The following is a 24,555-nucleotide window of genomic DNA, read 5'->3' on the forward strand; positions in this document are numbered from 1 at the left end:
CGACGCGATGAAGGTGGTCATCGCCGGGGGATTCGGGGTCGGCAAGACCACATTCGTCGGCTCGGTCAGCGAGATCGACCCGCTCAACACCGAAGCCACCATCACCGAGGCCAGCAGCGGCATCGACGACATGACGGACGTGCCGATGAAGACGACAACCACCGTCGCTTTCGACTTCGGGCGCCGGACCGTGGACGGCATCACCCTCTACCTGTTCGGCACCCCCGGCCAGGACCGGTTTTGGTACATGTGGGAGGACATGGCCCGAGGCGCGCTCGGTGCCATCATCCTGACCGACACCCGGCGCCTGGACGACTGCTTCGCCAGCCTCGACTTCTTCGAACGCCGCCACGTGCCGTTCATCGTCGCCGTCAACGCCTTCGACGCCGCTCCCTCCTACAGCGGCAGCGACCTGCGCGAAGCGATCGGCCTGCCTCGTGGCGTCCCCTTACTCCAGCTCGACGCCCGTGAAGCGGGCTCCAGCACCCATGCCCTCATCGAGCTGCTCGAATACCGCCTTCGCCAGCCCATCACCGCCTGATCAGGAGGACCGCCATGCCTGCCGCCCCCAGCAGCGACGTCCCGCTGTTCGACGACCGCGCCCTGGCCGACCCCTACCCCCTCTACGCACAGCTCCGCGAGACAGGTCCCGCGGTCTACCTCACGCGGTACGGGGTCTGGGCGATCCCCCGCCACCGCGAGGCGGAGGCCATCCTGCACACCCCGGACACCTACGGCTCCGAGGGCGGCGTCGCCCTGACCGAACCGGCCAACACCCGGATCCTCGCCGGCACCGTCCTCGCCTCCGACGCCGAACAGCACATCCGGCTGCGCCGTGTGCTGTCCGCGCAGCTTGCCCCGCGCACCATGCGGCGCCTGGTCGCTGTCGTTACCGCGCGCGCCGAAAGGCTGGTCGAGGAGCATGTCGCAGACGGCGGCTTCGACGCCGCGGCGCTGGCCCGGCACATGGTGTGCGACACCGTGATGGAGCTGATGGGGCTCCCAGAGGAGACCCGCGCGTACTTGCTGACCGGCGCCGCCGCCACGTTCGACGTGTTCGGCCCCGACAACGAGCGCTACCAGCGTGCACTTCCCGTCGCCAGCCGGATGGTCGCCTTCCTCCACGAAGCCGTCACCCGCGACACCGTCGCACCCGAATCGTGGATGGGGGCGATCTTCCAGGCCGTCGATGACGGCAGGATCGAGGAGAAGGACGCGATCCCTCTCGCCTCCGCCTACACAGCGGCGAGCATGGACACCACCATCCTCGGCATCACCGAAGCCATTGCACAACTCGCCCGCCATCCGCAGCAGTTCGCATGGATTCGCCAGGATCCCACCTGCGCGACCCCCGCCTTCCACGAGGCTCTGCGCCTAGAAGCTCCCATACAAGGCTTCGGCCGGATGGTGACCGAGACCGCCGATGTCGACGACACACGGCTGGAGGCGGGCGAACAGGTCTGGCTGCTGTACGGCTCGGCAGGTCGCGACCGCCTCGCGTGGGGACCGGACGCCGACGTCTTCAACGTCCGCCGCCGTCGTGCCGACCGCCACCTCGCCTTCGGCGGCGGACCGCACCTGTGCGCGGGCATCCCCCTGGCCGAGTTGCAAGCCCGCGCCGTGCTGCGGGCGCTGGCCGCACAATGCACCAACCTGACCACCGCCGGAGAGCCGGACCGCGTGCTGAACAACCTCCTGCGCGGCTGGGAGCGCATGCCCCTCGCTGTGAAGCGCGCCTCCGCCACGCCCGCCATGCGCGCCCAAGCGGACCACCCGTGAACGGGAGGCAGTCTCGTGATCACCTGTCTCCTCATGATCACCGGTCTCGGCGTGCCTGCCGCCCGGTGCTCGACCCCTGGCTTGCCGTCCGAGGAACGATCCGATTCGCTGTGGGAGCGGCCTGTGGGAGGCGGCTGATACGCCCCTTTCCCCTGGTACGACATGCCGTGACGCTCCTGGTCGAGCAGGGATCGCTCGAGTGGGCGGGCAACTGGTGGCTCCGGGTGCCCGCGCCCGTTGCGCCACCAAGGTGGTCGACAGGGCCCTCGCCGATCTACGGGCCAAGCGACTCGTCGCCTGGACCCGAGGCTGGCCGAACATGACCATCGCCCCCTCACCCACCTGCTCGGCAACCGGGAGCGCGGCTGAGCTGGAGGGAGGGTGAAGCCCTTGTCGCCAAAGGCGTGATCGCGACTCCTGAACCGCCCCGCCATTCCGCTGAGCACACGCAGCCAGCCGTCTAGAAGGACCACATCGTGCAAAAGCGCGCACAAACGCTCACCGTGCAGGCTGAGAATCTGCTGCGCTCCTGCCTGTCCCACGGCTGCTATCCGCCGGGCAGGAGGCTGGGCCTGGTCCAGCTCTCCGCGGACTTGGGGGTGTCCCAGACGGTGGTCCAAAAGATCACCGGCCCCCTGATCGAAGCGGGACTGCTGGAAAAGGAGCAGACCAGCGGGTCCATCACCAGCCCCCACAGAACCGCCCCCGGTTGAGGGGGGCCACTTTCCTGTCGACACTCCCCCCTCACCCGGCTACCCGGAGCACGTCGCCGAGGAAGCCGCACCCATGACTCGATCTTGCCAACAGAATGCGGCCCCCATCGGGTCAGCGTCCGCGGAGTGGTCTCCGCGACCGACAGCACGATGGATGGTGTGATGGCACGCTCCGGCCCGGAAGAGAACTGTGAGGGTGTCCGTAACCAATTCTTATGCAGACACCTGGAGCTGCTGGGTTGGTCGATTCGTGGCTTCGCCCGGCGGGTTCGCGCACGATGTGCTGAGGTAGGGCTGCCCTACACGGTCTGTCCCAGCACGGTTTCGCGATGGTGCAGCGGGGCGGTGCCCAGTCCTGAGCTCGCGGCGGCCGCCTGTCATGTGCTGTCCTCGGCGCTGCGCCGGCACGTGTCTCCGGCGAGTCTTGGCTGGCCGGCGGACACAGCGGACGTAGCCGCAGAGTCCCTTGAGTACAGGGACCTTCCCCACGCCGTGCGCATGCTGTCCAAGCTCTGGGAGCTTGATGCCATGCGGCGCCGCAGCGCTGTGAAGAGCGCCTTCATTCCCGGCGTCTTCGGCTCTGCTTCACGCGAAGCGCTCGTCATGCCGCCTGACAGGAACATCGCAGGACCGGGCAGCTATGAGGTGAGAGTCGCCGACATGGAGCTGCTGGAGGACCACACAGCTCTCTACGGAAGGCTGGATGCGCAGCATGGCGGAGGCAAGTTTCGCGGCGTCTTCGCGTCCTTCCTCAACGCTCATGCCATTCAGCTGCTGAACGGCGCATTCTCCGCGCGGACAGGAAAGCGGCTCTACGGTGGTGTGGCAGACGCGGTCCTCGCGATGGCGAGCATGGCCTACGACGACCAGCTTCCGGGGCTCGCACAGCGGTACGATCTTCAGGCCATGAGGTTGGCCCAGGCGATCGGTGATCGCGGCCGCATCGCGCGTGTGCACATCCACCAGGCCCGGCTGGCCGCGTCTCAAGGAGACAGGAAGGACGTGCTCACGCATGCCCGCAGCGCCGTCCTCGCCTCTGACGGCACGCGGCCGCTCGTGAAGGCGTACGCCGCAATCACCGAGGCCAGAGCCTGGGCTTTCAACGGCAGGCCCGAGCAAGTGCCGAAAGCGGTCGCTCAGGCCCGGGAAGCATTCAGCAGAGCCCGGCACGGATCGCAGCAGCCACTCTGGCTCACCTGGTTCGACCAGTACGAGCTGGAGGCACAGGCGGCGTGGGCTCTGGCGGTGGCCGGCCTGGCGGACCCTGGGACTCAGGCGCTGAAGACGGCCGGAGGCATGTCGAGCGCCCGCACACGTGATCACGTCGAGCTGCTCATTACCGCAGCAGAGCTGGCGCGCCTTCGCGGAGACCTGCTGGAGCACAGCGAGCTAACAGCACGCGCGGCGGATGCTTCACGCCACCTGATGAGCAAGAGGCTGACGGCGCGCATCGACCGGCTCAGCTCTGGCCAGCAGCTCCACGAGTTCTAGGGTCCGCGCAGTGGCATGCCTCGCGCGGCCCGGCAGCGGCGTTCAGCTCCGCAACAGAGGCAGGGTGGTGCAGCGCAGCGCTCCGGGGAGCTTGGTCACCTCGGAGTAGTCGACGGCAAGGACCTCGATGTCCCGTGCGGCCAGCTGCCGGGCGATGCGGTCGCTGCCGCGGGCGACGACGACCGCCCGTGGCGCGATCGCCAGGACATTGCCGTGCACGGCCAGGGCCTCGTCATCGGTGATGTCGATCAGCTCGAAGTGCTGCTCGAACCAGCGAACTTGCGCCGGAAGAAAGACGGCACGGTGGATGAGTGCGGTGTGCGGGGCGACGATGGCGAAGTGGTCGTCGAGGTGGACGATGCCCTCGACCGCGAAGCGAACAGGGATCACCTCGCGGTCGATGCAGAGCTGACTCAAGGCCCACTGCAGGGCGTCGGCGCCGGCGGGCGAGGTCTCCTCGCTCAGGCCGACGAGGACCGAGCCGTCGTGGAGCATGACGTCGCCACCCTCGATGGTCCCCTCCGGCAGGCGTGCGACCTTCGGCATCGCGGAGGCGAGCCGGGTGAGCGCGGCGGCTTCCGGGAGCCGGTGCGCGGAGTTCAGCCGGGCGAGGAAGAGGACGTCATCGATGACGAAGCCGAGATCGCGCGGGTAATGCTGGGCTGAGCAGCCCGGGGCGGCATCGAGAAGGACGACCTCAGCGCCGTGGCGGCGCAGGAGGGTGATCAGGGCGTTCTGCTGCGTATGGACGCGGGCCGTGTCGTGCGGGGCCCAGGTGCTGGTGGTCTGCTGCCGGGCAAGGACTGGGTGCACCCCGGGCCCCTCCAGGGGGCGGGTGAAGTTGCCGGCGTAGCGCATGGCGACCCGCCGCAGGGTGCCGTATTCGCTGGTGGCGTGCGGGGCGAGCACAGGCGGCCTCCGTGGTGGTGCCGACGGGAGGACCGGCTCGGGGTCCGGTCGCGGGAAGAGGGCACGGCACGGCGGCGGTAGTGCTGTCGTCCCGGCCGTGCTCGGGTGGTGAGGGCGTCTCGCCACCCGAGCGACCGGTTCGGTTCAGCCCGCGACGGTGCTGTGCTGGGTGTCGGGAACCGAAGGCAGCCAGTGCACCGCGCTGTCCCGGAAGCTTTGGTTGACGGGGACGAGGTCGGCACCGCTGGTGTCGTCCAGGGCCGTGACGTTGATGCCGATGTCCGGGATGTCACTGTCGAGGGCCGCGATGCGGCTGCCGCAGTCGGGGCAGAAGGCCCGCTTGGCCTGGCCCGGGAACGTCTCGAACCACTTCGGCTCGCCCCCCTCGCCGGTCCAGGACAGACCGTCCGTGGCGAAGCCGGCCCACCACATCACCGGAGCGCCGCCCAGCCGCTGACAGTGGGGGCAACTACAGGTGTGCGGGTAGTCGGCCTTGCCCTTCACGACGAAGCGGATCTTTCCGCACAGGCAGCCGCCGGTGCGCTCGTCGGTCTCGGCGGGGGTGGCGTTCATCGGTTCATCTCCTGTGCGCGGTGGTCGAGTTGAGTCCACCATGCTGTCATCGCCTCCAGGATCTGCAGGAACCCATCCAGGGCCTGCGGCAGGTCGATGTGGAAGAGATCAGCCTTCCGGATGAACTGCGCGAGGCCCTCGATGTGCGCGGCCTCCACGCTCATGCCCTTTACCTGCGCGGCGTGGTGGTCGTCGTCCAGGTGGAGTCGGTAGTAGTAGTCCAAGTTCTTCAGCTCGCTGCCGCTGGCGTCGACGGTCAGCTCGCCGTACCGGTTGGTAATGTCGCGCAGGATCTCGGTCTCGGCGATGGCCACGGCCTCGGTGGCGTAGTACGCCCCGGCTATCAGGCTGGGCATGTGCGAGCCGACCATCCACTGATGCAGGTCGACCAGCAGGGCCGTCTCGGGAGCAGGGACGTGCCCGTTGACGAGGAGGCCGAGGTCGGCGAGTAGGGCGCCTGAGTACAGCACGTAGTGCGCGGGGACCTTGCCGCGCTCGCCGCCCTCCTCCAGATGGTTGCGGCGCAGCTCGTGGGCGAGCTCCGGGCAGAAGCCCTCCACGCTCGTGGCGGCTTGCTTGAGGAACTGCGCGTTGTAGCGGGCGAAGACGGACAGTTCCTCGATGTACATCCGCGCCTGGGGCTCGGTGAGCTCGCTCGCGGTGACCCGGTCGGCGATCCTCCCGTACACCCAGTCGATCATCGGGGCGAGGTGCTTGTCGACGAGGTCGTTGCCCGAGGTGAAGTTGCCCAGCAGGGTGCCGTTGACGGCGCTGCGAGTCTCGGGGAAGGCCGCGAGGTAGGCGTGGACCAGCGAGTTTTCAGGGTTCATGCGGTGGGGTCCTCCGAAGCGGTGGAGCGGGTGGTGACCTTCAGGCCGCCGGTGGCGCCGAGGGCGCGGACCGCGGCCAGGACGTTCTCGTCGTGGGGCAGGGGGACGCTGGCGCCGGCGTTGAGGGCCGAGACCATGTCCGCCTCCAGCACGTGGGCGTCGATGGCGACCTGGAAGCCACGCAGGAAAACGTGCTCCCCGGCCAGGCCCAGCCGGTAGGGCGGGACGAGGGAGGCGGTGGCGCCGGGCTTCACATCCCGCGCGTCGAAAGCCGCGGCGGCCAGCGAGCGGGACAGGTCGTCCTCGGCCAGCTCCCAGCCGCCGTTGCTGAGCACCGTCTCCCACCGCTGCCGCACATGCTGCTCAACTGCCTCCTCGGCCTGCTCGGCAGCCGTGGTGAGCGTCGTACGGGCGAGGTCGGCCAGGCGCTGCGCGACAGGGCCATCTCCCTCGGCCTGAGAGGCCATCGGCGAGGGCTGGCTGCGCTCGTCGTCGGGGCCGCGGTCGGCCAGCAGGGAGTCGAGCAGCTCGGGAAGGATCGCCTGACGCATCAGCCCGGCGTCCGGGTAGGTGTAGAGCGGAACGGCCACCGAGACGGAGAACTCGTTCTGCGTGCCGACGTGGAAGACCCGGCGCGGCAGGAACAGGGCGTCCCCCGGCTCCAGAACGAAGTGCCGGCCGTGCTTCAGCAGCCAGCGGTAGTCGCCGTAGAGCGGGCCCGTGCCGCCGGTGAGCTTCTCGTACTCGCCCCCGGGCCAGGTATAGAAATTCTTCGTGCCCGGGCCGAGGTGGATGAGGAACGCGTCCTCGTAGCCCTCGTGGACGCCGAAGGCGGTCCCGGCATAGTTGCCGGCGAAGGCGACCTGCTCGGCGCCGCCGAGCGGGACGCCCCACCCGTCGAAGAGGGAGGCGAGAAAGGTGCCCAGGCCCTTGGCCAGCGGCGGGCTGACGGTCTCCAGGTTGTTGATCACCAGGCTGAAGCGTTCGGCGTCCACGACGGACTGCATCCACTCGACGAAGCCCCCCTCGGGCCAGGCGGATGCGGTCAGGACCTCGGGCAGGAGATCATCGCGCCGCTCCTCGCCGACGTAGACGCGGGCCTTCGCCTTGGTCTGGGTGTCGGCGGCGTAGGCGTGGCGGATCGCGGTGAAGCCGCCCAGCACATCGCTGGGGCTCGCCGCACTCGACGGGATAAGGCCCTTGAACAGGTGCGGCGCGGTCCTCGCGTCGGTCTTGGCGGGGAACTCGTCGTTCCAGAATTCTCGGCTCAGAGGCCAGGCGTAGGTCACTCGATCTCCTGGTGAACAGGGGCCGCGGAGCGCGGCCGGGACAGGGGTGCAGCCGACGCGGGCGGTGCCCGGCGCCGGGTCAGTCCAGGTAGTCCTCGCAGCCGCCGGAGCGGACGGTGTCCAACGTGAAGCAGTGGAAGCCGCCGCCGAAGAGCCGCCGGTGCCGGTGCCGGACGGGGACGACGGTGAAGCCGCGGCGTTCCAGAACGGTGATCAGCTCCGGATACAGGGAGTTGACGATGACGGTGTTTTCGTCGACCGACAGGACGTTGATGTCCATGTAGCGGCTGCCGATGGGGATGACGAAACCGAGGTCGCTGTAGTCCGGGAAGTTCCGGTCGTCGGTCTGAGGGGCGTAGATCACCTCCCAGGAGTGCAGGGCCTGGGGCAGGTACTTCAGGTACTCCGGGGAGCGCAGCAGCATCAGCCCGGGACGCAACGGCACGATGACGCTGTCAATGTGGTTGTCGGCGATGCCATCGAGGCGGTGGAAACGCAGGTGCGGGAGGTTGTCCCGCAGCCAGCGCAGCGCCAGCTCGTGGTTGTCGTTGGCGACGTTGACCAGGACGTCCCGGCCCAGACGCATGCACTGCGCGCCGTCGAAAACCATCTCCAGGCCGAGCCCGTCGATGTCCAGGGCCGTCTCGGAATCGGTGGCGCGGGAGACGTCGATGCCCTGGCGGCGGAAGAAGGCGTCGTCCAGGGAACCGCGGGCCAGCGCGGGCCGCGGCATGCTCACCCAGTTCGACCCGGCGCCGTAGTAGCGGTAGAAGATCGGCTTGAGCAGGTCGTTCTCGAAGACGCGGGCGCGCACGTGGGGCGCGGTCTCGACGATGGTGTCCCCGAGGACGATCGTCTGGTCCCGGACGTTGAGGGGCGGGGTGGCCCGGGCCTCCCAGTGCGGGGAGCTGATGTCGACGTCCTTGCCCGGGGCCGCGGGCCGGTGCACGCGCACCCCGCAGCCGGCCAGGGCGTCGACCAGTCCGGCGATGTCCTCGTTCAGCTCGTCGACGAGCCGGTCGGGGATCGGCAGAAGGTCCTGCACGGCGGCTCCGCCGGTGAGGGCGGGGGCCACGTTGTCGAAGAAGAACAAGCGCCATGAGGCGTCGACGTGGTGCGCGGTGTAATGCTCAGCGCGGCCCACAACGACCTCGCGGAGCTGGGTCCATTCGTCGAAGCTGCTTACGGCGAGAGCGGGATCGGTCATGGCGTGCCGCCTCCTCGGCGGCCGGTGCCGACGCTGCGCAGACCGGCCGCGCCGCTCGCGCGGCGGAGCGCTGGGCACAGCGGTGTCGGCTGCTCGGTGGACGGTGCGGTGAAGGTGGGTCAGGCGGCGTCGCGGGCGCGCGGCGGATGGTGTGCGGCGGTGGCGCTCAGGCGGGCGATGATGTCCTCGATCACGCACGGCGTCTCGGGCGTGGAGCGCCGTCGGGCGAAGTAGCCGCTGCACCAAGGCACTTCGTCCCAGCGCTCCAACTGCTGCGCGGCCAGAGCCCTGGCTTCGGGAAGGCGCCGCCAGGGAATCTGCGGGCACCAGTGGTGCACCGGGTGGTACATGTCGTCGAGGTGGCCGCCGAGCAGGTGCCGGATGAGCCAGTGGGAGGACCAGCCGCGGGTTTGCAGCAGTACGTCCTCATTGAGGATGAGGCCCGCGTGGTTGCCCAGGTCGGTGATCCAGGTGACGACGGGCCGCACCAGGACCAGCGGCACCAGCCAGTAGAAGAGGAAGGCGCCGACGGCCTCGAAAGGCCAGCACGCGGCGACGGCGGCCGCCCACAGCACGGCCCGGGCACCCAGTGCCCGCCACGTCTCTTCCGGTGCCTTGGTGACCAGAGTGCGCGCCGCGGTCGTCGGCAGGCGCCACAGGGCGGCGCGCACGATGAAGCGCAGCACGAAGGAGAGGCGGCCTCGCGCCGTACGAGCGGCCCAGATGTTGCCGGCCTTGTAGGACTGGAACATCGGATCGTCGTCGGAGCCGAGCTTGGCATGGTGGACGGCGTGGGTGCTGCGGTAGGGCAGGAACCCTTCGCCGAGGAGCGCGGTCAGCGCGTACCCGACGAGCCGGTTGGGTCCGCGCGTGGCCATCAGCTTGGAGTGCACGCACTCGTGCGCCAGGTTCGACAGATGCCGCTGCCGCACGCCGATGTAGACCACGGCCAGCAGGGGACCGACGACGTGACCGACGTGGTGCCCGGCCCAAGCCGCCAGCGCAACGGCCGCGAGGTCCTTGGCCACGTCGAACAGCCCGATCGTGGGGCGGCCGCACAGCTTCTCCAGGTCGGCGATGAGCTGCGGGCCAAGAGCCCTGCGGACGGGGCCCGAGGCGCCGGTCCCGTTGCGCGTTCTGCCTCGTGGCGCCGAGTGCTGCACCGGGCGCGCGGCGGGGCTGCCCATCAATTCCTCCAGGCGTAGCGGATCTCGGGGGCGTACATCACGACGGTGCGAGCTGCGCACCGTGCCCGGGCGCGGGCTGTCCAGGACCGCGCCCGGGGCGGGAGGCGCGTCAGGTCAGGCGGCCGCGGCGTCCGGGCGCATGCCGAGCTGCAGCCCGGCGGCGTCGGGACGCATACCGTCCTTCAGGGCGGCGTCGGGGCGCATGCCGAGCTGCAGCCCGGCGTCGGGACGCATGCCGTCCTTGAGCGTCGTGACGACCGTGGTGCCGAGCTTCAGGCTGCTGCCGGAGTGCAGTCCGGTGATCGCAGTGGTCATAGGGGGCTCTCCCTTCGTCGCGGAAGTTCCGCGAGTCCGTGGTAATCGGGCGGTGAGTGTGCTGCCGGGCCGCGGCAGGGTGAGCTGTGAGTGCCGTCGCCCCGAGGCGCCCGGGGATACGGGCGGCACGCCGCCCATCACGCCGGGAGCGGATGCCTCCCTGCGAGAGGTGAGGGCGTGACGCAGTCGCGCCGGGTGCCTGAGCAATCACGCTATGGCCGCCCGGATGGTCGCGGCAACGCTCTGCGGCGTTGCTCCGGGCGCGCCCGGCTGTTGCGCGAGCGTTGCACGCACACCCCATTTGACCTGCGCAAACATGCTGCATGGGGACTCGTGGTGAGCGCTCTTGGCTTCCGCGAGGGGGTCAGTGTCCGACGGCGGGGTTCTGCCGCGCGCACGACCGCAGCTAGCTTGTGGCCCGCCGATGAGCCGGAATGCGAACGCGGCCAGGGCGACATCGGCTGGCCCACGAAGCCCTGGACTTGAGGAGAGCTGCATGCTCGACCCGATCACCATGAAGTCCGACGTGCTCTACTCCCTGCGCGACACCTTGCGCGCGGGCTCCTTCGTCGAGGTCGTCACCCCCGTTGCCCGGCGCGCTGACCTCGGACCGGGGCGCCGGGCCGCGGCCGACCTGGACGGCGGCCGGTTCCTGCGCGCGATGATCGGGCCCGCGCTGCGGGTGAACCTGGAGCACCACCCGCGGATCTTCGAGATCGGGCCGTGCTTCCGCCCGGAGAAGCCGGACGAGCTCCACGCCTGCGAGTTCACGATGCTCGACCTGTACGCCGCGGGCGAGGACTTCGCGTTCCTCTTCTCCCTGGCCGAGCGGCTGGTCGCCCCGCACATCCCCCACACCCCCGTGCGGATCTCCGTGGCGGAGCACATCCGGGACACCTTCGGCATCAACCTGCGGCGCGAAGGACTCGGCGACCTCCCCGCACAGATGGCCGCCCACCTCCGCCTCCCCCCTTCGGTGCCGTTCAAGGACGTGCTCGGGCAGTACGTGGAGCGCGAGCTGGAGCCGCGCAGCGCGGGCACCGCGGTGTTCCTCACTGACTACCCGCTCGGCGGGGACGAGCCGTGCGCCCGCCTCACCCCCGGCGCCACCGCCACCATCAACCGGTTCGAGCTCATCGTGGACGGCCTTGAGGTCGTCCACGGATACGAAGACGAGCCCGATGGCGAGGCGTTCGCCGAGCGCGCCCGCGCGGTGGACCTCTACGACGAGGAACAGCGCCTGGCGTGGGAGGCGATCGAAGACGGCCGGGTGCCGGCCGCCAGCGTCGGCCTGGGCGTCGGCATCGAGCGGCTGTGCATGGCCGCCTCCGGCATCAAGGACATCCGCCGCTTCCTGCAATCCCCCCAGTACTGAGCAGCCCCCCGCCGCCACGCCTCGCCAGGAGGATTCGCGATGCCCCTCACCCTGCGCCCGCTTCCAGGCGGGCTCGGAGCCGAAGTCGACTGCGACCTGAGCCAGCACAGGGAGCAGCCACTCGTTCCCGAGCTGGCGAACGCTCTGGCACACCACCGGCTGCTCGTCTTCCCCCAGCAGCACCTCAACCACGCCGACCTCCTCACCGTCAGCGCCCACTTCGGCACCGTGGACACCGACGTCGACCGCCGGTACGCCGTCGAGGGCTTCCCCGGGATCACCTGCGTCAGCAACATCGTCGAGGACGGGGCACACGTCGGCATCTACGACGGCGACGACGAAGAGGAATGGCACGCCGACAACTCCTTCAAGCCCGAGCTCACCCGGGCGACGCTGCTGTACTCGGTCATCACCCCCGAGCGCGGCGGGCAGACCCGGTTCGCCGACGCCACCCGCGCCTACGCGGAACTGCCGCCCGAGCTCAAGGAGCAGATCGAGGGTCTGCGCGCCTGCCACTCCATCCAGCAGCTCGGCACCCTGCAGGCCCAGGCCAGCGGCGGCACCTCCTCGGCCGCAGCCGGCAGCCTCGCCGGCCAGCCCGAAGCCCAGCACCCGCTCGTACTGCCCCATCCCGTCACCGGCGCCCGCTCGCTCCTGCTCGGCCCCATGGTCATCCGCGGAATCGTCGGCATGACCGCGGAGGACAGCAGCAGCCTGCTATCGAAACTGACGGAGCACACGACCAGCCCCCGGTACGTCTACAGCCACCGGTGGTGCCAGGGCGACCTCGTGGTGTGGGACAACCTCGCCACCCTCCACACCGCCTCCCCCTGCGACAGCGCCCGCCATCACCGCCTGCTGTACCGCGCCTCTGTCCGCTGACTTCGTCCCGCCGCTCCGGATGACTCGCGGCGCGATCGCGAGGCCCGGTCTGTCTCCGTCACTAGGGTTTGCGCATGACCGTGAAGGTTCCCCTGAAAGAAGCCGCTCTCCACGCCGAGCGCATCGCCCGCATCGGCCGAGAAGTCCAGACGGCCTGTCCCGAGTTCGATGCCTACAGTTTCGTGAAGTCGGTGATGGCCGACCTTCCCCGGCTGGCACTCAGCGCCCGGATCGCCCGCACCAGCGAGGGCCTGCACGCCCACCTTCCGGTCACCGGCCCCGACGCGCTCGACATCCTGCTGCGCTCCCTCCCGCCGACCCCCGAGGCCGCCGGCGTGACCAACGACTTCGGCCTGCACCTCTACTCCCCGCACTCCGACTACGTCGCCCGCTACTGCCGCACCGCCGAGCACCTGGACCACGCGCTCACCGCGCTGGCCCGCATGACCGGGTACTTCTCCGCCGAGCTCCCGGTGCGGCATTTCCTGGCCGACTTCCCCGACCAGACGATGCGCGCCCTCACCACCTGGGCTCGCGACGACGACCACCGGGTGCGCCGCCTCGCGAGCGAAGCCACCCGCCCCCGCCTCCCCTGGGCCCCACGCATCCCGCTGTCGACCGACGCGGGTCTGCCCGTCCTGGAAGAGCTGTACGCCGACTCCAGCGCGTACGTGCGCCGCTCGGTCGCCAACCACCTGCACGACATCGCCTTCGACCAGCCCGAGCTGGTCGTGGCCACCCTCCAGCGCTGGCGGGACGCCGACCGTGCCACCGAAAAGCACTTCACGACCCTCGCCCGGGACGCGCTGCGCAGCAGGCTGAAGAAGGGCTGGCCACCCGCCTACACCTTCCTCGGATACCAGCACGACGCCCCCATCGAAGTGGCCCCGCTGACGTTGGAGCGCACCGAGCTGTACGACGGGGACACCCTCGGCTTCTCCGCCGAGCTGACCACCACGGCGACCGCTGCGGTGCACGTGATGTACGTGATCTCCTCGACGACGCCCACCGGCAAGCCGCGGGAGAAGGCGTTCTTCCTTCTGCGCGACAGCGCCGAACCGGGCCAGGGGCTCCGCCTGGCCAAGAGCCACACAATGCGCTCCACCGCCACGGCGAAGCTCACCCCCGGCCCACACTCGATCGCCCTTCAGGTCAACGGGCGCCGCTTCCCGGCGGCGGACTTCCGCCTCCTGGAGGCATGACGAACGAACTGCCCGCTCCCCTGAACTGAACCGGTCCACCGCAGGGCGTGGCGACAGAGGCCGCCATGCCCCGGCGCAGCCATGCCCGAACCACCTCCGGCATCAGGACGCAATCCCCCAAACGAACGCCCCCGTCCGATCGAACGAGTTTGATCCCTGCCCGATCCCGGCCCGCACGGCCGACCCCCGGCATTAGAACTCGCGTTCACAAAGTGCCCGCGAATAGGCCGTGACGAGACCGGATTCGACGCGTTTTTAGAGCACCAGTGCCACTTCGCTGCCCAGATGGAGGACGCCATGCATCCTGCTCCTACTCCCGCGCATCAGCCCCCAGGAATCGAACGACACCTCTCCTCGGCCGTGTACAGCGTTGACGGCAGCGGTATCAGCACCGCACGTCCGGATACGGGGTGGGCGGCGTGAGCGAGCCCACCGATGCATCAGCCGACAGCGTCCCGGGCCCGCGCACCGCCCCGCCCAGTTCCGACGCTCCCCCTGCCGAATCGCAGATGCGATTCGTCGACGTCACCGGCAGCCGCGAAGCGGCCGGCCGCTCGATCCGGATGCGCGACATGGCCCGGCGCCTGCCGCAGTTGGTACGCCGCTCGCTGTCGCTGGCCTGGCGGGTCGACCGGCGCGCCACCGTCGGCCTCCTACTGTGCCAGACAGCCTCCGGGGTGACGCAGGCCCTGGGGCTGGTCGCGATCAGCGGGACTCTCACCGCGTTGCTGCGCAGTGGGGACGTCTACCAGCGGATTCTGGAGGCGTGGCCCTCGGTGGCCCTGCTCGCCGGTGCCGCCGGCGTACGCGCGCTGCTGGGGATCACCGTCAACTGGCTCTCCTCCCGGCTCGGCCCGCTCATGACCCGCGAGGCCGAGCAGATGCTGCTGACCGGCTGCGCCGAGGCGGAGCTGCGGGCCTACGACGATCCCGACTTCAACCGCGACCGCGAAGCAGCCGACCGCGGCGCCCAGGTCACCGGGGACCTGATCAACGAGGGGCAGGACCTGATCGCCTCCTCCGCGTCCTTCGTCGCCGGGGCCGTGGTGCTGGCCGGGGTGCACTGGGTGCTGCTTCCGCTCCTGGCGGCGGCCAGCCTCCCGCAGGCCATTGCCCAGATCAGCGCCGCCCGGGTGCGGTATCTGGCCAACCTCCGCTCCAACGGGGACTACCGGATGCTGGGCGTGCTGCGCTGGCACATCTACACCAAGCACGCCGCCGACCAGATCCGCGCAGGCACCATGGCCGGCTTCCTCACCGGCCGCTACCGGCAGACCGTCGCCCGCATCAACCGCGAAGACCGCGCCGCGGCCGACAAAGGCGCCCGCATGTCCGTGCTCGGCGCCATGTGCGGAGGTCTCGGGTCAGCCCTCGTATGGGCGGCCGTCGTGGCGCTGCTGGCCACCGGCCGTATCAGCGTCGGGCACGCCGGAACGGCCGTCTTCGCCCTGCAGACGGTGGGGCAGTCGGTCCGCGGCCTGGTGAGCGTCGGGGCCCGCACCGTGCGCACCGGGCTGTACATGGACGACTGGAGCAACTTCCTGACGAAGGCCGGCGGATTCCGCATGCGCCGGGGCGAGCACCGGCCCGAGCCACCGAAGACAATCCAGATCAAGTCGGTCTCCCACCGCTACGCGGGCAAGGGCAGCGACGCGCTGTCCGATGTCTCGCTCACCCTTCGCCGGGGCGAAGTCACCGCGCTGGTCGGCTTCAATGGCTCGGGCAAGTCCACGCTCTCGAACCTGGCCTGCGGCCTCTATCTGCCCACCGACGGCGAGGTGCTGTGGGACGGCACCCCGACCGGCGAAGCCGACCCGCAGGCGCTGTGGCAGCGGGTCGCCCTGGTGCCGCAGGACTACGCCCAGTGGCCGCTCACCGCGCGCGAGAACATCACCCTCGGCCAGCCCTCGCCGCGCGGCGACGAGGCAGTGAACCAGGCGTGCGAGGCCGCCGGCGCCGACGAGGTCGTCGACAAGCTCGGCGCCGGCCTGGACACCCTCCTCGCCCGCGAGTGGCTCAACGGAGAGGAACTCAGCGGCGGCCAGTGGCAACGAATCGCGCTGGCACGGGCGTTCTTCCGCCCAGGCGGGCTGCTGGTCCTCGACGAGCCGACCGCGAACCTCGACCCGCGCGCCGAATTCCAGATCTTTCAGCGGCTGCGGGACCTCGCCAAGGACCGGGCCGTACTGCTGGTCACCCACCGCATCGCCAACGTCGCCGTGGCCGACCGCATTGTGGTGCTCGACGAAGGCCGGATCATCCAGGAGGGCACCTACCGGGAGCTCGCCCACCAGGAGGGCCTGTTCCGGGAACTGCTCTCCTACCAAGTCACCTCAGAACCCGACGGCAAAGAGCCCGAATGGCACCCATGAGCCACCTTCGCTCCGAAACCGACCCGCGCCCCCACCCCCATAACCTCCCAGGTGATGACGTGCCCCTCACACGACCCCACATCCGCGCGACCCTCGAGGCGTATCTGACCCGGCACCCGCAGGAGCAGGAGGCCCTTGCCGGACTGACTGCCGCCCTCGACGACGACGCCGATCCCACCAGCCGCTCCACGCTACCCGGCCACATCACCTGTGGAGCCGTCGTCATCGACCGCGACCGGCGCGTGCTGCACGTCCGTCACAGGACCAGCGGCGGGAAACTGCTGGCTCCGGGCGGCCACACCGAGGCCGGAGACCGCACCCTCTTGACCGTCGCCCTGCGAGAGGTCCAGGAGGAGACCGGTGTCCGGCCCGAGGAACTATGCATGACCCCGCAGTTCCTCCGCGCGCCGGACTGGGGAAGAGTCGGTGTTCCAACCCTGCAGTATTCGAGGGGCGAGGTGACGTGATCGACTCTCTAGTCCTGTCCGGCTTCCGCAGGCAAGTGAGGAAGGCCGTCGGGAAGGGGTGCCGATGCATGGAGCTAGGCCGTTTCTTTCGGATCATCGGATCGTTGGTCTGGGTGTGTCGTTGACTGACGCCCAGTGGGCACGCATTGAGCCGTTGCTGCCGGATCGGACCCCTCGGCGGGGTGGGCGGTGGCGTGATCACCGGCAGGTGATCGATGCGATCGCCTTCAAGTACCGCACCGGCACGCCATGGACGGACCTGCCCGAGCACTTCGGCTCGTGGAAGGGCGCCCACAACCGGCTGCGGAAGTGGGCCGTCGACGGCACCTGGGAGAAGGTCTTCACGGCCCTGCTCGCCCAGGCCGACGCCGAAGGCGATCTGGACTGGGTCGTCGCTGTCGACTCCACTATCGTGCGTGCGCATCAGCACGCCGCCGGGGCCCGTCAAAAGGGGCCCTGGCTGGCGAGCCCCCAGATCATGCCCTCGGCCGCTCCCGCGGTGGACTGAGCACGAAGGTCCACCTCGTCGCGGACGGTCGTTGCCGACCGTTGGCGTTCGTCATCACGCCGGGCCAAGCCGGTGACGCACCCGCATTCGAGCAGGTCATGGCGCGGCTACGGGTGCCCAGACGAATCGGCCGTCCCAGGGTCACGCCGGACGTGGTCCTGGCCGACAAGGCGTATTCGTCCCGGGCGATCCGCCTCCACCTGCGGCAGTGGAGGATCCGGGCAGTGATCCCACAGCCGGCCGACCAGGCCGCGCACCGCAAGCGGCGCGGCCGGCTTGGCGGCCGTCCTCCGGCCTTTGACCGCGACACCTACAAGCAGCGGCACACCGTCGAGAGGTGCATCAACAAGCTCAAGCAGTGGCGCGGCCTGGCCACCCGCTACGACAAGACCGCCACCATCTACCTCGCCGCCATCTTCATCTGGTCGGCGAGATGATCCAGAGGAAACGGCCTAGCCCAGGACGGCTGGGAGGTCCTCGAAGGCCCGCCGAAGACCAACAGCGGCATCCGGATCATCGCTCTCGACGAGGAGACCAACGAGGGACTCTACGCCCGGCGCCACCAGCGGGAGGAAGAGCGCCGCGAATGGGGTGCCGCGTGGCAGGAGACCGGCCGGTCCTTCACGGAGGAAGACGGCTCCATCCTGCACCCGGGCAAGGTCTCCGACCTCTTCGACCGCCTCGTGGCAGAGATCGGCCTCCCGCCGGTCCGCCTCCACGACCTGCGGCAGGGGGCGGCCACCCTCATGCTCGCCGCTGGCGTCGACATCAAGGTCGTCTCCGAGACGCTCGGCCACAGCGATACCCGCATCACCCGGGACATTTACCAGGCCGTCCTGGACGACCTCGCCCGCGCCGCCGCCGAAGCCGTCGTCAAGCTCGTACCACGAGCCCGCCGAGTGGCTCCGGCTCAGGCCATCAACACGGACACGCAGGGCGCCTGACGCTCACGGACCACGACGGAGGTGGGCCAGCCAGCGTTGCCGACCCCGTTGCTCGTGACCGGGCGCCGGCGATCTTCTCATCATGCCCCCGCTGAATCACGACCGCTCGCCGGCCCTGTCGGTACACCTACATGCCGCCCCCGGTGCGACGTCCGCTTGTCACGGCAAAAGCCGGTCTGAGGAGCGAGGTCAACCCGTCTGCCGGATTGTGCAGAGAATCCGTCGCCCACATCGGCTGGGGGAAGCAGCAGGCGCCTCACCCTCGGTCCACATCGTGACAGTCCCTGACGTACGCGGCTTCGACCCTGCCGTCGCCGGACATGCCGGTGACTGCCTCCCACAGGACATCGGCGGTCAGCGCCGATTCGTCTACGTCCTCGGTCAGGCCGGGCCCGACCAGAGCGACCCAACCATCTCCACACTGGACGGCGGTGAGCCCGGCCGCCTCGGCGTGCACGGTCACCCAGTCGAGCCCGCATCCGCAGGAGACGTCGTGGTATCGAAGCCATTGCGACCCGAGCGCCACGTACACCAACCGGTCGCCGAAACGCGTGGTGTCCAGACAGAACCCCGACACCGCCGTGGTCTCCCAGCGGCTGGCCGCCTGGGAGACCGCACGCACCGTGCGCGCCGACGAGGTGCCGCGAGGAACATGATCGGGCAAGCCCGGATCCCTCCGAGCAGGCGGCCCGCTCGCGCCCCACGGCGCGACGACGCTGGCACCATGATGGGGACGACACGCTTCTGCGCCGACCGCGCGCGAGATCGCTGCTGTCACCACACTCTCCTTCGGCCTCCTACCGCCCGGTGTCAGGCGGTCGTGCGTGCGGGAGCGCCGACCGCGTGCAGATGGCGCAGCGCCTGTCGGTAGGAGTCGATCAGGCCCGTTTCGGTGTAGGGCAGGGCGAGCTCGGCGCATCGGGTGCGTACCAGGGGCTGGGTGAGGGGCAGGGCCGAGGTGGGCATGTTCGGGAACAGGTGGTGCTCGATCTGGTAGTTCAGGCCGCCGAGCAGGAAGTCGGTGACCGGCCCGCCGCGCACGTTGCGGGAGGTGAGGACCTGGCTGCTCAGGAAGTCGAGCCGCTGGTCCCTGCCGAGCATCTCCATGCCCTTGTGGTTCGGCGCGAACGAGGCCCCCAGGTAGAGCCCGAACAAGCCCTGCTGCACCAGGACGAACACCAGCGCCTTCAGCGGTGAGAGCACCAGTGCGACGGCCGTCAGGTACGCCGCGGTGTGCAGGAGCAGCAGCAGCGCCTCGATGGCCACCGGTGCGGGGGCACTGGTGCGGACGGTGCGTAGGGCTCGGAGGCTGGCCACGTGCAGGTTCCAGCCCTCGAGCAGCAGCAGGGGGAAGAAGAGGGCCGCTTGGTGGCGGGTGAGGAAGCCCAACGTGCCCGCCCGGCCGGGTGCGTCGTCGCCGTCGAAGACGAGGGCTCCGGTCTCGATGTCGGGATCGCGGCCGACCTGGTTGGGGTGGGCGTGGTGCCGGTTGTGCTTGTTCATCCACCAGCCGAAACCCAGCCCGATGAAGAGGTTGCCGAAGAGGAGGCCGACCACGTTGTTCAGCCGCTTGCTGCGGAAGGTCTGGCGGTGCCCGGCCTCGTGGCCGCGGAAGCCGCACTGGGTGAAGGCGAAGGCCAGGGGCGCGGCGACGGCGAGCTGCCACCAGGAGTCGCCGACGGCGGCGAACAGCCACCACCCGCCTGCCAGCAGGGCCGCCGTGACGATCAGCAGCACGAGGCCGCGTACGGGACGCCGCCGCAGCAGGCCCGCCTCCCTGACCTCGCGGGTGAGCGCCGCGTAGGCGCTCACCGTACCGACACCGGTGGCAGGTGTGTCCGGTGCCGTCGGGGGTGACTGCGGCGATGTGTAGCTGAGTTCCATGCTGTTCCTTTGTCGGCGTACCGGCCCGGGGCGGCGGTCAGGCTCGGTCGGCAGGGTGGGTGAGGCCCGGGGCCCGGATGGTCCCCATGCGCGGGAACGTGCCGGGGCTCGGCGCGGGGTGCTGTGGCCGGGCTGGTCGAGTCGTCACCATCCGTAGCGATCGACCAGGGGCGGGATGGGACATCGGACGGTGGGGCGCTCCCTGGCTGCAGGTCTGCGGTGGCTGACCTCCAGCAGTTGCCTGGCGGCCGTTCCAGGACTTCCCGGGCCTGTCGGGGACGAGACCGCGCTGGGGCTGATTTCGCCTCTTAGGGTGACTCCGGAAATCGATCACCGGTACTCACCGTGGTCGTCCTCGCCTCGTACCGCGCTCTGTTCCGCCCAGGCCGGGACGGGACGAGCGCTGCTGAGAGGTGCGGGCGGCGGCCCGCAGGCCGGCCCACCGCTCCTACCGCGGGTCCCCGTGGCCGTCGTCCGCGGACCAGTTCATCGTGTAGGTGTGCCGGCGGGCGGTGCCCGCCGGCCCCTCGTACGGACGGCCGGTCGCCTCGCGCCCTTCGGGAGCGGCGGCGTCCGGTGACTGCTCGTCCAGCAGGCGCCGCAGCAGGGTGTCGGCGTCGAGTGGCTGGTGCGCGTGCTCCCGCCCCGGTGGGACAAGCTGGTAGGTGCGCTCCAGCCAGTCGATCAGCGGGGCGACCGGCATCTCCAGCAGCGCTTCGCCGTCGCGAGAGTTCAGGCAGAGGCAGATCATGTCGTCGTAGGTGGGCCACGCCCGGACGTCCCCCTGGCCGGAGGAGCGCAGCGCGCCCGCGATGAGCAGTTCGCGGGCGAAGACCCAGCTGATCGGGTTCGCCATGGTGAGGTAGAAGTCGAGGCGCACCGCGTAGGGGTCTTCGGCGCTGTAGGTGAATTGGGCGGGCAGGGGCGCTGCCCACTCGTCCGAGAGGACGAGGGAGACCTGCCACTCACCTGTCACACAGGGCCCCGAGGAGGCGTCCTCCCCGAAGACCTCGCTGTGGTTCGGCCTGTTGCCGGTATCAGCCATCGCTGTCGCATCCCTTGTGACCCGGGCCCCTCGCCTCCGTGAACCCAGACCTTCTGTCGGGGGTTTCACGGGCTGACGTCTGCGGACCAGTGGGACGGCATCAGACATTCCGCACCGGCTTCGCGCAAAACGCACCGCTCCGCCCCGCAGGGTGGAACGTTGATTGTCTGCAGCAAACTCCAACAGGTCAAGAGGAGTTCGCCGGGACCACGCGGAGTACCTGTGCCGTTCTTCGGACAAGGCCGCCGGGGTCCGGAGCGACTGCCTTTCACAGTAACTGCTGAGTTTCTGGGCGACAACCAACAAGATCGGATACATGCGCGTTCGAACTCGCTCCCACTACGCCGTCGTTCGCCACCAGAGCGTTCGAGGGCATCGTGGGGCGGGACCCCTCTTGCGAGCACTCCACGAAACGGCGCGCGGACAAACCCCAGCAGCGGCCCGGGAATGGGACCGGCCGGGGCCGAGCGGAGAAAGGTCAGTCGGATGCTTCGTCAAACGCCGCCAGGAAGCTCGGGTCGGTGCCGTCGACGATGCCCCGGGCCAGGTCGGAGAGCCGTAGGTTCCGGTTGCGGGACTCCTCGCGCAGCCGCGAGAACGCGTCGGCCACATCCAGATCCAGCCGCTCCGCCAGCACCCCTTTGGCCTGCTCGATCAGCACGCGGCTGTTCAGCGCGGTCTGGAGCTGTTCGGTGAGGCTGTCGCGGTGCTGGATGGCCCGCTGCTGGAGCAGGCCGATGGTGGCTACATCGGCGAGTGCCTGCCCCACCTGCAGGTTTCCCTCGTCCAGCGTGCCGGGCCGGGCGTGGAAGAGGTTCAGCGCGCCGATGACCTCGGCGCGCAGCCGCATGGGCAGGGCGTGGACGGAGGCGAATCCGACCTCGGCTGCGGCCTCGCTGAAGTGCGGCCACCGGTCGGTCGCGGACATGTCGGCCACCGAGACGGGCCGGCCTGTGCGGAAGCAGTCCACGCATGGGCCCTGCTCGGTCTGGAGCTGGAACAGCTCCAACAGCCTCGTGCGCTCGGTGGAGGCAGCGATCACCTGCAGCCGGTCCCGTTCGTCGGTGAGCATGATCCCCGCAGCGTCAACGTCGAGAATCTCCACGCACTTCTCCGTCAGCCCGTACAGGAAGTCCAAGAGGTCGAAATCGTCCACAAGGGTGTCCGCCAACTCCACGAACACCTCGTTCAACCGGACCTGTGCCATCTCACTCACCCTCGTCCCTTCCTCGCCATCGCTGCCGAACTCTCCCGCATGCGCGGTGCCGCCACTCCGACCGCCCCCACCAGTTCGCCCCCGCGTACCGGCGCGGTACCGCGGCTCTCTTCTCATGACTCGCTCCCGCCGAAGTGCAGCCGCCGGGCCACCACGTCCTTGGCCACCTCGCTCAACCGGCGGTCGCGGGAGAAGGCGTAGGCGCGCAAGCGTACGAGAGCGGCAGCGGCCGAGACGCCGAGCTGCACCGTGATCATCCCGGTCGCCTGGTGGACCTCCGGATGCTGCGCACCGTTCTGCTCGCTCCACCTGCCATCCAGCTCCGGCTGCTCGCTCAATCCCTTGTCCAGCAGCAGCGTGAGCACAGTGTCCGTCAGGACCAAGGCGTCCGCGAGCTGCTCGCTACCCAGCGGGCCCGGCTCGCCGCGGTACAGGCACAAGACGCCCACTCCGACGCCGCCCAGCCGCAGGGGGAAGGCGAACAATCCTCCGACCCCGGCCTCGACCGCCGCCGGCGCGTAACCGGGCCAGCGCGTACGGCACCCGTCAGCTGCGAGGTCGGTAACCAGGCAATGCCCGTCGGACAGCGCATCCACCCCGGGACCTTCACCGAGGGTCACGGTCAGGTCCTCCATGTCGGTGGCGAGCCGGGAACTGGTGTAGACGGTCTCGCGCTCGGTGTCCTCCAGCTTCGCCGTGACAGCCACCGCATCCACACCCGCGGCGGAGAGCATCACGCCGCACACATGCGCCAGCGTGATGGGTTCGCCACCCGCCTGGCCGACGATCTGCCGCCACAACCGCAGCCTACGATCGTCCTCCAACCGACTCGCCCCATCCCAGCCACCTGCGCGAACCCCAAGAGGCACCCTCTGCCTCCTCGTCCGAACCCCGGCCACAACCGTACATCCACGCTCTCGGGGCCTGTCCGTACTGAACGTCACCGGCGTCTCGCGGGCCGGAATGCCAGCGTACTGCGCACGCAAGCAACACCAACCGACACTCGGCTCACCACTCCCCTTACGGGCCCCCACCCGCGCCTCTCTCCCGACGTGATCGTTATGTCACCAGCAGACGTCGGCGAGCGAAAGGCGGTGTCCCGATGGTGAGCGTGGGCGGAGACAGGGAGGACAACAGGGTCCCGGTGGATCTGTCGGAGGGGTTCGGTGAGCGGCTGCTGGGGCAGTTGCTGGACCGGGCGCACGAGATGCCACCGCAGCTCATCGCACCGCTGATCGCCGAGGAGGTGCGCAGGATCGGCGGCCGGGAGGTGTCGATCCTGCTCCAGTGCTACGAGCAACTGGAGCTGGTGCCGCTGCCCGGCGGGGGCCTGGCCGTCGGCGAGGTGCTGCCCATCGACGCCTCACCGGCCGGCGAGGCGTTCTTGTCCATGACCGCGGTGGAGGAGCCGGTAGCGGGCGGTGTACGGCTGCACCTGCCGCTGCTGGACGGCAGCGACGAGGTCGGCATCATGAGCGTCACCCTGGACACGGTCGGCGAGGACGACCGGCGGCTGCTGCGCCGGCTTGCCGGCCTGGTCGCGGACATGCTGGTCACCAAGAGTGCCTACACCGACCGGTTCTTCCAGGCCCGGCGGCGCCACCCGATGAGCGTGGCCTCGGAGATCCAGTGGTCGCTGCTGCCGCCGCTGTCGATGAACACCCCGCAGGTCTCCGTCGCCGGCATCCTGGAGCCTGCTTACGAGGTCGCCGGCGACAGCCTGGACTATGCCCTCAACGACGACATCCTGCACCTGGCGATCATCGACGCCATGGGCCACGGCCTCAACGCCTCCGTCCTGGCGACCGTCGTCATCGGCGCCTACCGACACGCCCGCCGCGCCGATGTCGGCCTCGCCGAGTTGTACACGTTCATGGACACCGCCATCGACACACAGTTCGGCCCCGACCAGTTCGCCACCGCTCAGATGATGCGCCTGGACATCGGCACCGGACACCTGCAGTGGGTCAACGCGGGCCATCCCGAAGCGCTGCTCATCCGCGGCCAGCGGGTCATCCGCCGCCTGGAGACCCCCACCACCCTGCCGGTCGGCTTCGGCGGCGCCTCCCCGCGCATCAGCGAGCTGCAACTGGAGCTGGGAGACCGCGTCCTGTTCTACACCGACGGCCTCGTGGAGGAACACCAGCAAGGCGGCGAGCAGTTCGGCGAGGAACGCATGATCGAGATCATCGACCGGGTGCTGCCCGCAACCAGGGGCACGCAGCAGACGGCACGCGCGCTCTCCCACACGCTCAAGCGGGAACGCGGCGGAGCCACCAGCGACGACGCCACCCTCTTCCTCGTCGAATGGCACGGCGGCACCGCCGACCACCTGGCCACACTCGACTTCTAACGCCCTCTCCGGAC

23 protein-coding genes and 1 pseudogene are annotated in these 24,555 nt (G+C 69.7%); 12 read left to right on the plus strand and 12 right to left on the minus strand.

What is annotated here, in order from left to right:
- The first annotated feature begins 7 nt into the window (after positions 1-7).
- From A949_RS0113115 to A949_RS0113130, 4 genes are all read left to right on the plus strand, one after another.
- On the plus strand, positions 8-541 hold the full coding sequence (locus tag A949_RS0113115) for a GTP-binding protein (RefSeq protein ID WP_019356470.1): 534 nt from the start codon (positions 8-10) through the stop codon (positions 539-541).
- A gap of 14 nt (positions 542-555) precedes the next feature.
- Positions 556-1,779, plus strand: a complete 1,224-nt coding sequence (locus A949_RS33285; RefSeq protein WP_019356471.1) for a cytochrome P450 — start codon at positions 556-558, stop codon at positions 1,777-1,779.
- A 476-nt stretch (positions 1,780-2,255) separates the two neighbouring features.
- A complete protein-coding gene (locus A949_RS0113125) occupies positions 2,256-2,492 on the plus strand; it encodes a GntR family transcriptional regulator (RefSeq protein WP_019356472.1) in 237 nt (78 codons plus the stop codon).
- A 498-nt stretch (positions 2,493-2,990) separates the two neighbouring features.
- The gene (locus tag A949_RS0113130) at positions 2,991-3,983 is read left to right on the plus strand and encodes a transcriptional regulator (protein ID WP_237735818.1); all 993 of its coding nucleotides are present in this window, start codon (positions 2,991-2,993) and stop codon (positions 3,981-3,983) included.
- Between the two features lie 42 nt (positions 3,984-4,025).
- Here the strand turns inward: A949_RS0113130 and A949_RS0113135 are convergent, their stop codons facing one another.
- The 7 genes from A949_RS0113135 to A949_RS0113165 form a co-directional block, all read right to left on the minus strand.
- Positions 4,026-4,892 carry a dimethylarginine dimethylaminohydrolase family protein gene (locus A949_RS0113135; protein ID WP_019356474.1) on the minus strand — a complete coding sequence of 289 codons (867 nt, stop codon included), beginning with the start codon at positions 4,890-4,892 and terminating at the stop codon, positions 4,026-4,028.
- A 144-nt stretch (positions 4,893-5,036) separates the two neighbouring features.
- On the minus strand, positions 5,037-5,465 hold the full coding sequence (locus tag A949_RS0113140; RefSeq protein ID WP_019356475.1) for a GFA family protein: 429 nt from the start codon (positions 5,463-5,465) through the stop codon (positions 5,037-5,039).
- Complete coding sequence (locus A949_RS0113145; protein ID WP_019356476.1) at positions 5,462-6,295, minus strand: DUF3865 domain-containing protein; 834 nt, start codon at positions 6,293-6,295, stop codon at positions 5,462-5,464. The genes A949_RS0113140 and A949_RS0113145 overlap by 4 nt, the downstream gene beginning before the upstream one ends.
- On the minus strand, positions 6,292-7,584 hold the full coding sequence (locus A949_RS0113150) for a cupin domain-containing protein (protein ID WP_020699828.1): 1,293 nt from the start codon (positions 7,582-7,584) through the stop codon (positions 6,292-6,294). Before A949_RS0113150 ends, A949_RS0113145 begins: the two co-directional genes overlap by 4 nt.
- Positions 7,585-7,663: 79 nt before the next feature.
- Positions 7,664-8,791, minus strand: coding sequence for a hypothetical protein (locus A949_RS0113155; RefSeq protein WP_019356477.1), 1,128 nt, complete (start codon positions 8,789-8,791; stop codon positions 7,664-7,666).
- Positions 8,792-8,910: 119 nt separating this feature from the next.
- Positions 8,911-9,978: a fatty acid desaturase gene (locus tag A949_RS0113160; RefSeq protein ID WP_019356478.1), complete on the minus strand. Its 1,068-nt coding sequence runs from the start codon at positions 9,976-9,978 to the stop codon at positions 8,911-8,913.
- A 114-nt stretch (positions 9,979-10,092) separates the two neighbouring features.
- On the minus strand, positions 10,093-10,293 hold the full coding sequence (locus A949_RS0113165) for a hypothetical protein (RefSeq protein ID WP_019356479.1): 201 nt from the start codon (positions 10,291-10,293) through the stop codon (positions 10,093-10,095).
- A gap of 496 nt (positions 10,294-10,789) precedes the next feature.
- Here A949_RS0113165 and A949_RS0113170 point away from each other — a divergent pair, with 496 nt between their 5' ends.
- The 7 genes and pseudogenes from A949_RS0113170 to A949_RS36415 form a co-directional block, all read left to right on the plus strand.
- Positions 10,790-11,668 carry an amino acid--tRNA ligase-related protein gene (locus A949_RS0113170; protein ID WP_019356480.1) on the plus strand — a complete coding sequence of 293 codons (879 nt, stop codon included), beginning with the start codon at positions 10,790-10,792 and terminating at the stop codon, positions 11,666-11,668.
- A 39-nt stretch (positions 11,669-11,707) separates the two neighbouring features.
- Positions 11,708-12,550, plus strand: a complete 843-nt coding sequence (locus tag A949_RS0113175) for a TauD/TfdA dioxygenase family protein (RefSeq protein ID WP_019356481.1) — start codon at positions 11,708-11,710, stop codon at positions 12,548-12,550.
- 74 nt (positions 12,551-12,624) lie between these two features.
- Positions 12,625-13,752 (plus strand): hypothetical protein, encoded by a 1,128-nt coding sequence (locus A949_RS0113180; protein ID WP_019356482.1) that lies wholly within the window; start codon positions 12,625-12,627, stop codon positions 13,750-13,752.
- A 509-nt stretch (positions 13,753-14,261) separates the two neighbouring features.
- Positions 14,262-16,124 carry an ABC transporter ATP-binding protein gene (locus A949_RS0113185; RefSeq protein WP_019356483.1) on the plus strand — a complete coding sequence of 621 codons (1,863 nt, stop codon included), beginning with the start codon at positions 14,262-14,264 and terminating at the stop codon, positions 16,122-16,124.
- Between the two features lie 59 nt (positions 16,125-16,183).
- Entirely contained in the window at positions 16,184-16,591 is a 408-nt protein-coding gene (locus A949_RS33290; RefSeq protein WP_019356484.1) for an NUDIX domain-containing protein, read from the plus strand.
- Between the two features lie 64 nt (positions 16,592-16,655).
- Positions 16,656-17,536, plus strand: a protein-coding gene (locus tag A949_RS36410; protein WP_106428807.1) for an IS5 family transposase whose coding sequence is annotated in 2 segments (ribosomal slippage) — positions 16,656-17,037 and positions 17,037-17,536 — 882 coding nt in all. Because the reading frame shifts where the segments join, the coding sequence is not laid out codon by codon here.
- Between the two features lie 15 nt (positions 17,537-17,551).
- Positions 17,552-18,043, plus strand: a pseudogene (locus tag A949_RS36415) (tyrosine-type recombinase/integrase); the annotation flags it as partial.
- A gap of 256 nt (positions 18,044-18,299) precedes the next feature.
- Here the strand turns inward: A949_RS36415 and A949_RS0113215 are convergent.
- From A949_RS0113215 to A949_RS33305, 5 genes are all read right to left on the minus strand, one after another.
- The gene (locus A949_RS0113215; RefSeq protein ID WP_158687580.1) at positions 18,300-18,707 is read right to left on the minus strand and encodes a hypothetical protein; all 408 of its coding nucleotides are present in this window, start codon (positions 18,705-18,707) and stop codon (positions 18,300-18,302) included.
- Positions 18,708-18,853: 146 nt separating this feature from the next.
- Positions 18,854-19,927: a fatty acid desaturase family protein gene (locus A949_RS0113220; protein WP_019356490.1), complete on the minus strand. Its 1,074-nt coding sequence runs from the start codon at positions 19,925-19,927 to the stop codon at positions 18,854-18,856.
- A 448-nt stretch (positions 19,928-20,375) separates the two neighbouring features.
- Positions 20,376-20,972, minus strand: coding sequence for an SsgA family sporulation/cell division regulator (locus tag A949_RS35560; protein WP_019356491.1), 597 nt, complete (start codon positions 20,970-20,972; stop codon positions 20,376-20,378).
- 478 nt (positions 20,973-21,450) lie between these two features.
- Positions 21,451-22,179 carry a GAF and ANTAR domain-containing protein gene (locus tag A949_RS0113230; protein WP_019356492.1) on the minus strand — a complete coding sequence of 243 codons (729 nt, stop codon included), beginning with the start codon at positions 22,177-22,179 and terminating at the stop codon, positions 21,451-21,453.
- Between the two features lie 122 nt (positions 22,180-22,301).
- The gene (locus A949_RS33305) at positions 22,302-23,012 is read right to left on the minus strand and encodes a GAF domain-containing protein (protein WP_019356493.1); all 711 of its coding nucleotides are present in this window, start codon (positions 23,010-23,012) and stop codon (positions 22,302-22,304) included.
- 278 nt (positions 23,013-23,290) lie between these two features.
- Here A949_RS33305 and A949_RS0113240 point away from each other — a divergent pair, with 278 nt between their 5' ends.
- A complete protein-coding gene (locus A949_RS0113240; RefSeq protein ID WP_019356494.1) occupies positions 23,291-24,541 on the plus strand; it encodes a SpoIIE family protein phosphatase in 1,251 nt (416 codons plus the stop codon).
- Positions 24,542-24,555: the final 14 nt, after the last annotated feature.

The sequence above is a fragment of the Streptomyces sp. AA1529 genome (genome assembly GCF_000280905.1).
Taxonomy (GTDB): Bacteria; Actinomycetota; Actinomycetes; order Streptomycetales; family Streptomycetaceae; genus Streptomyces.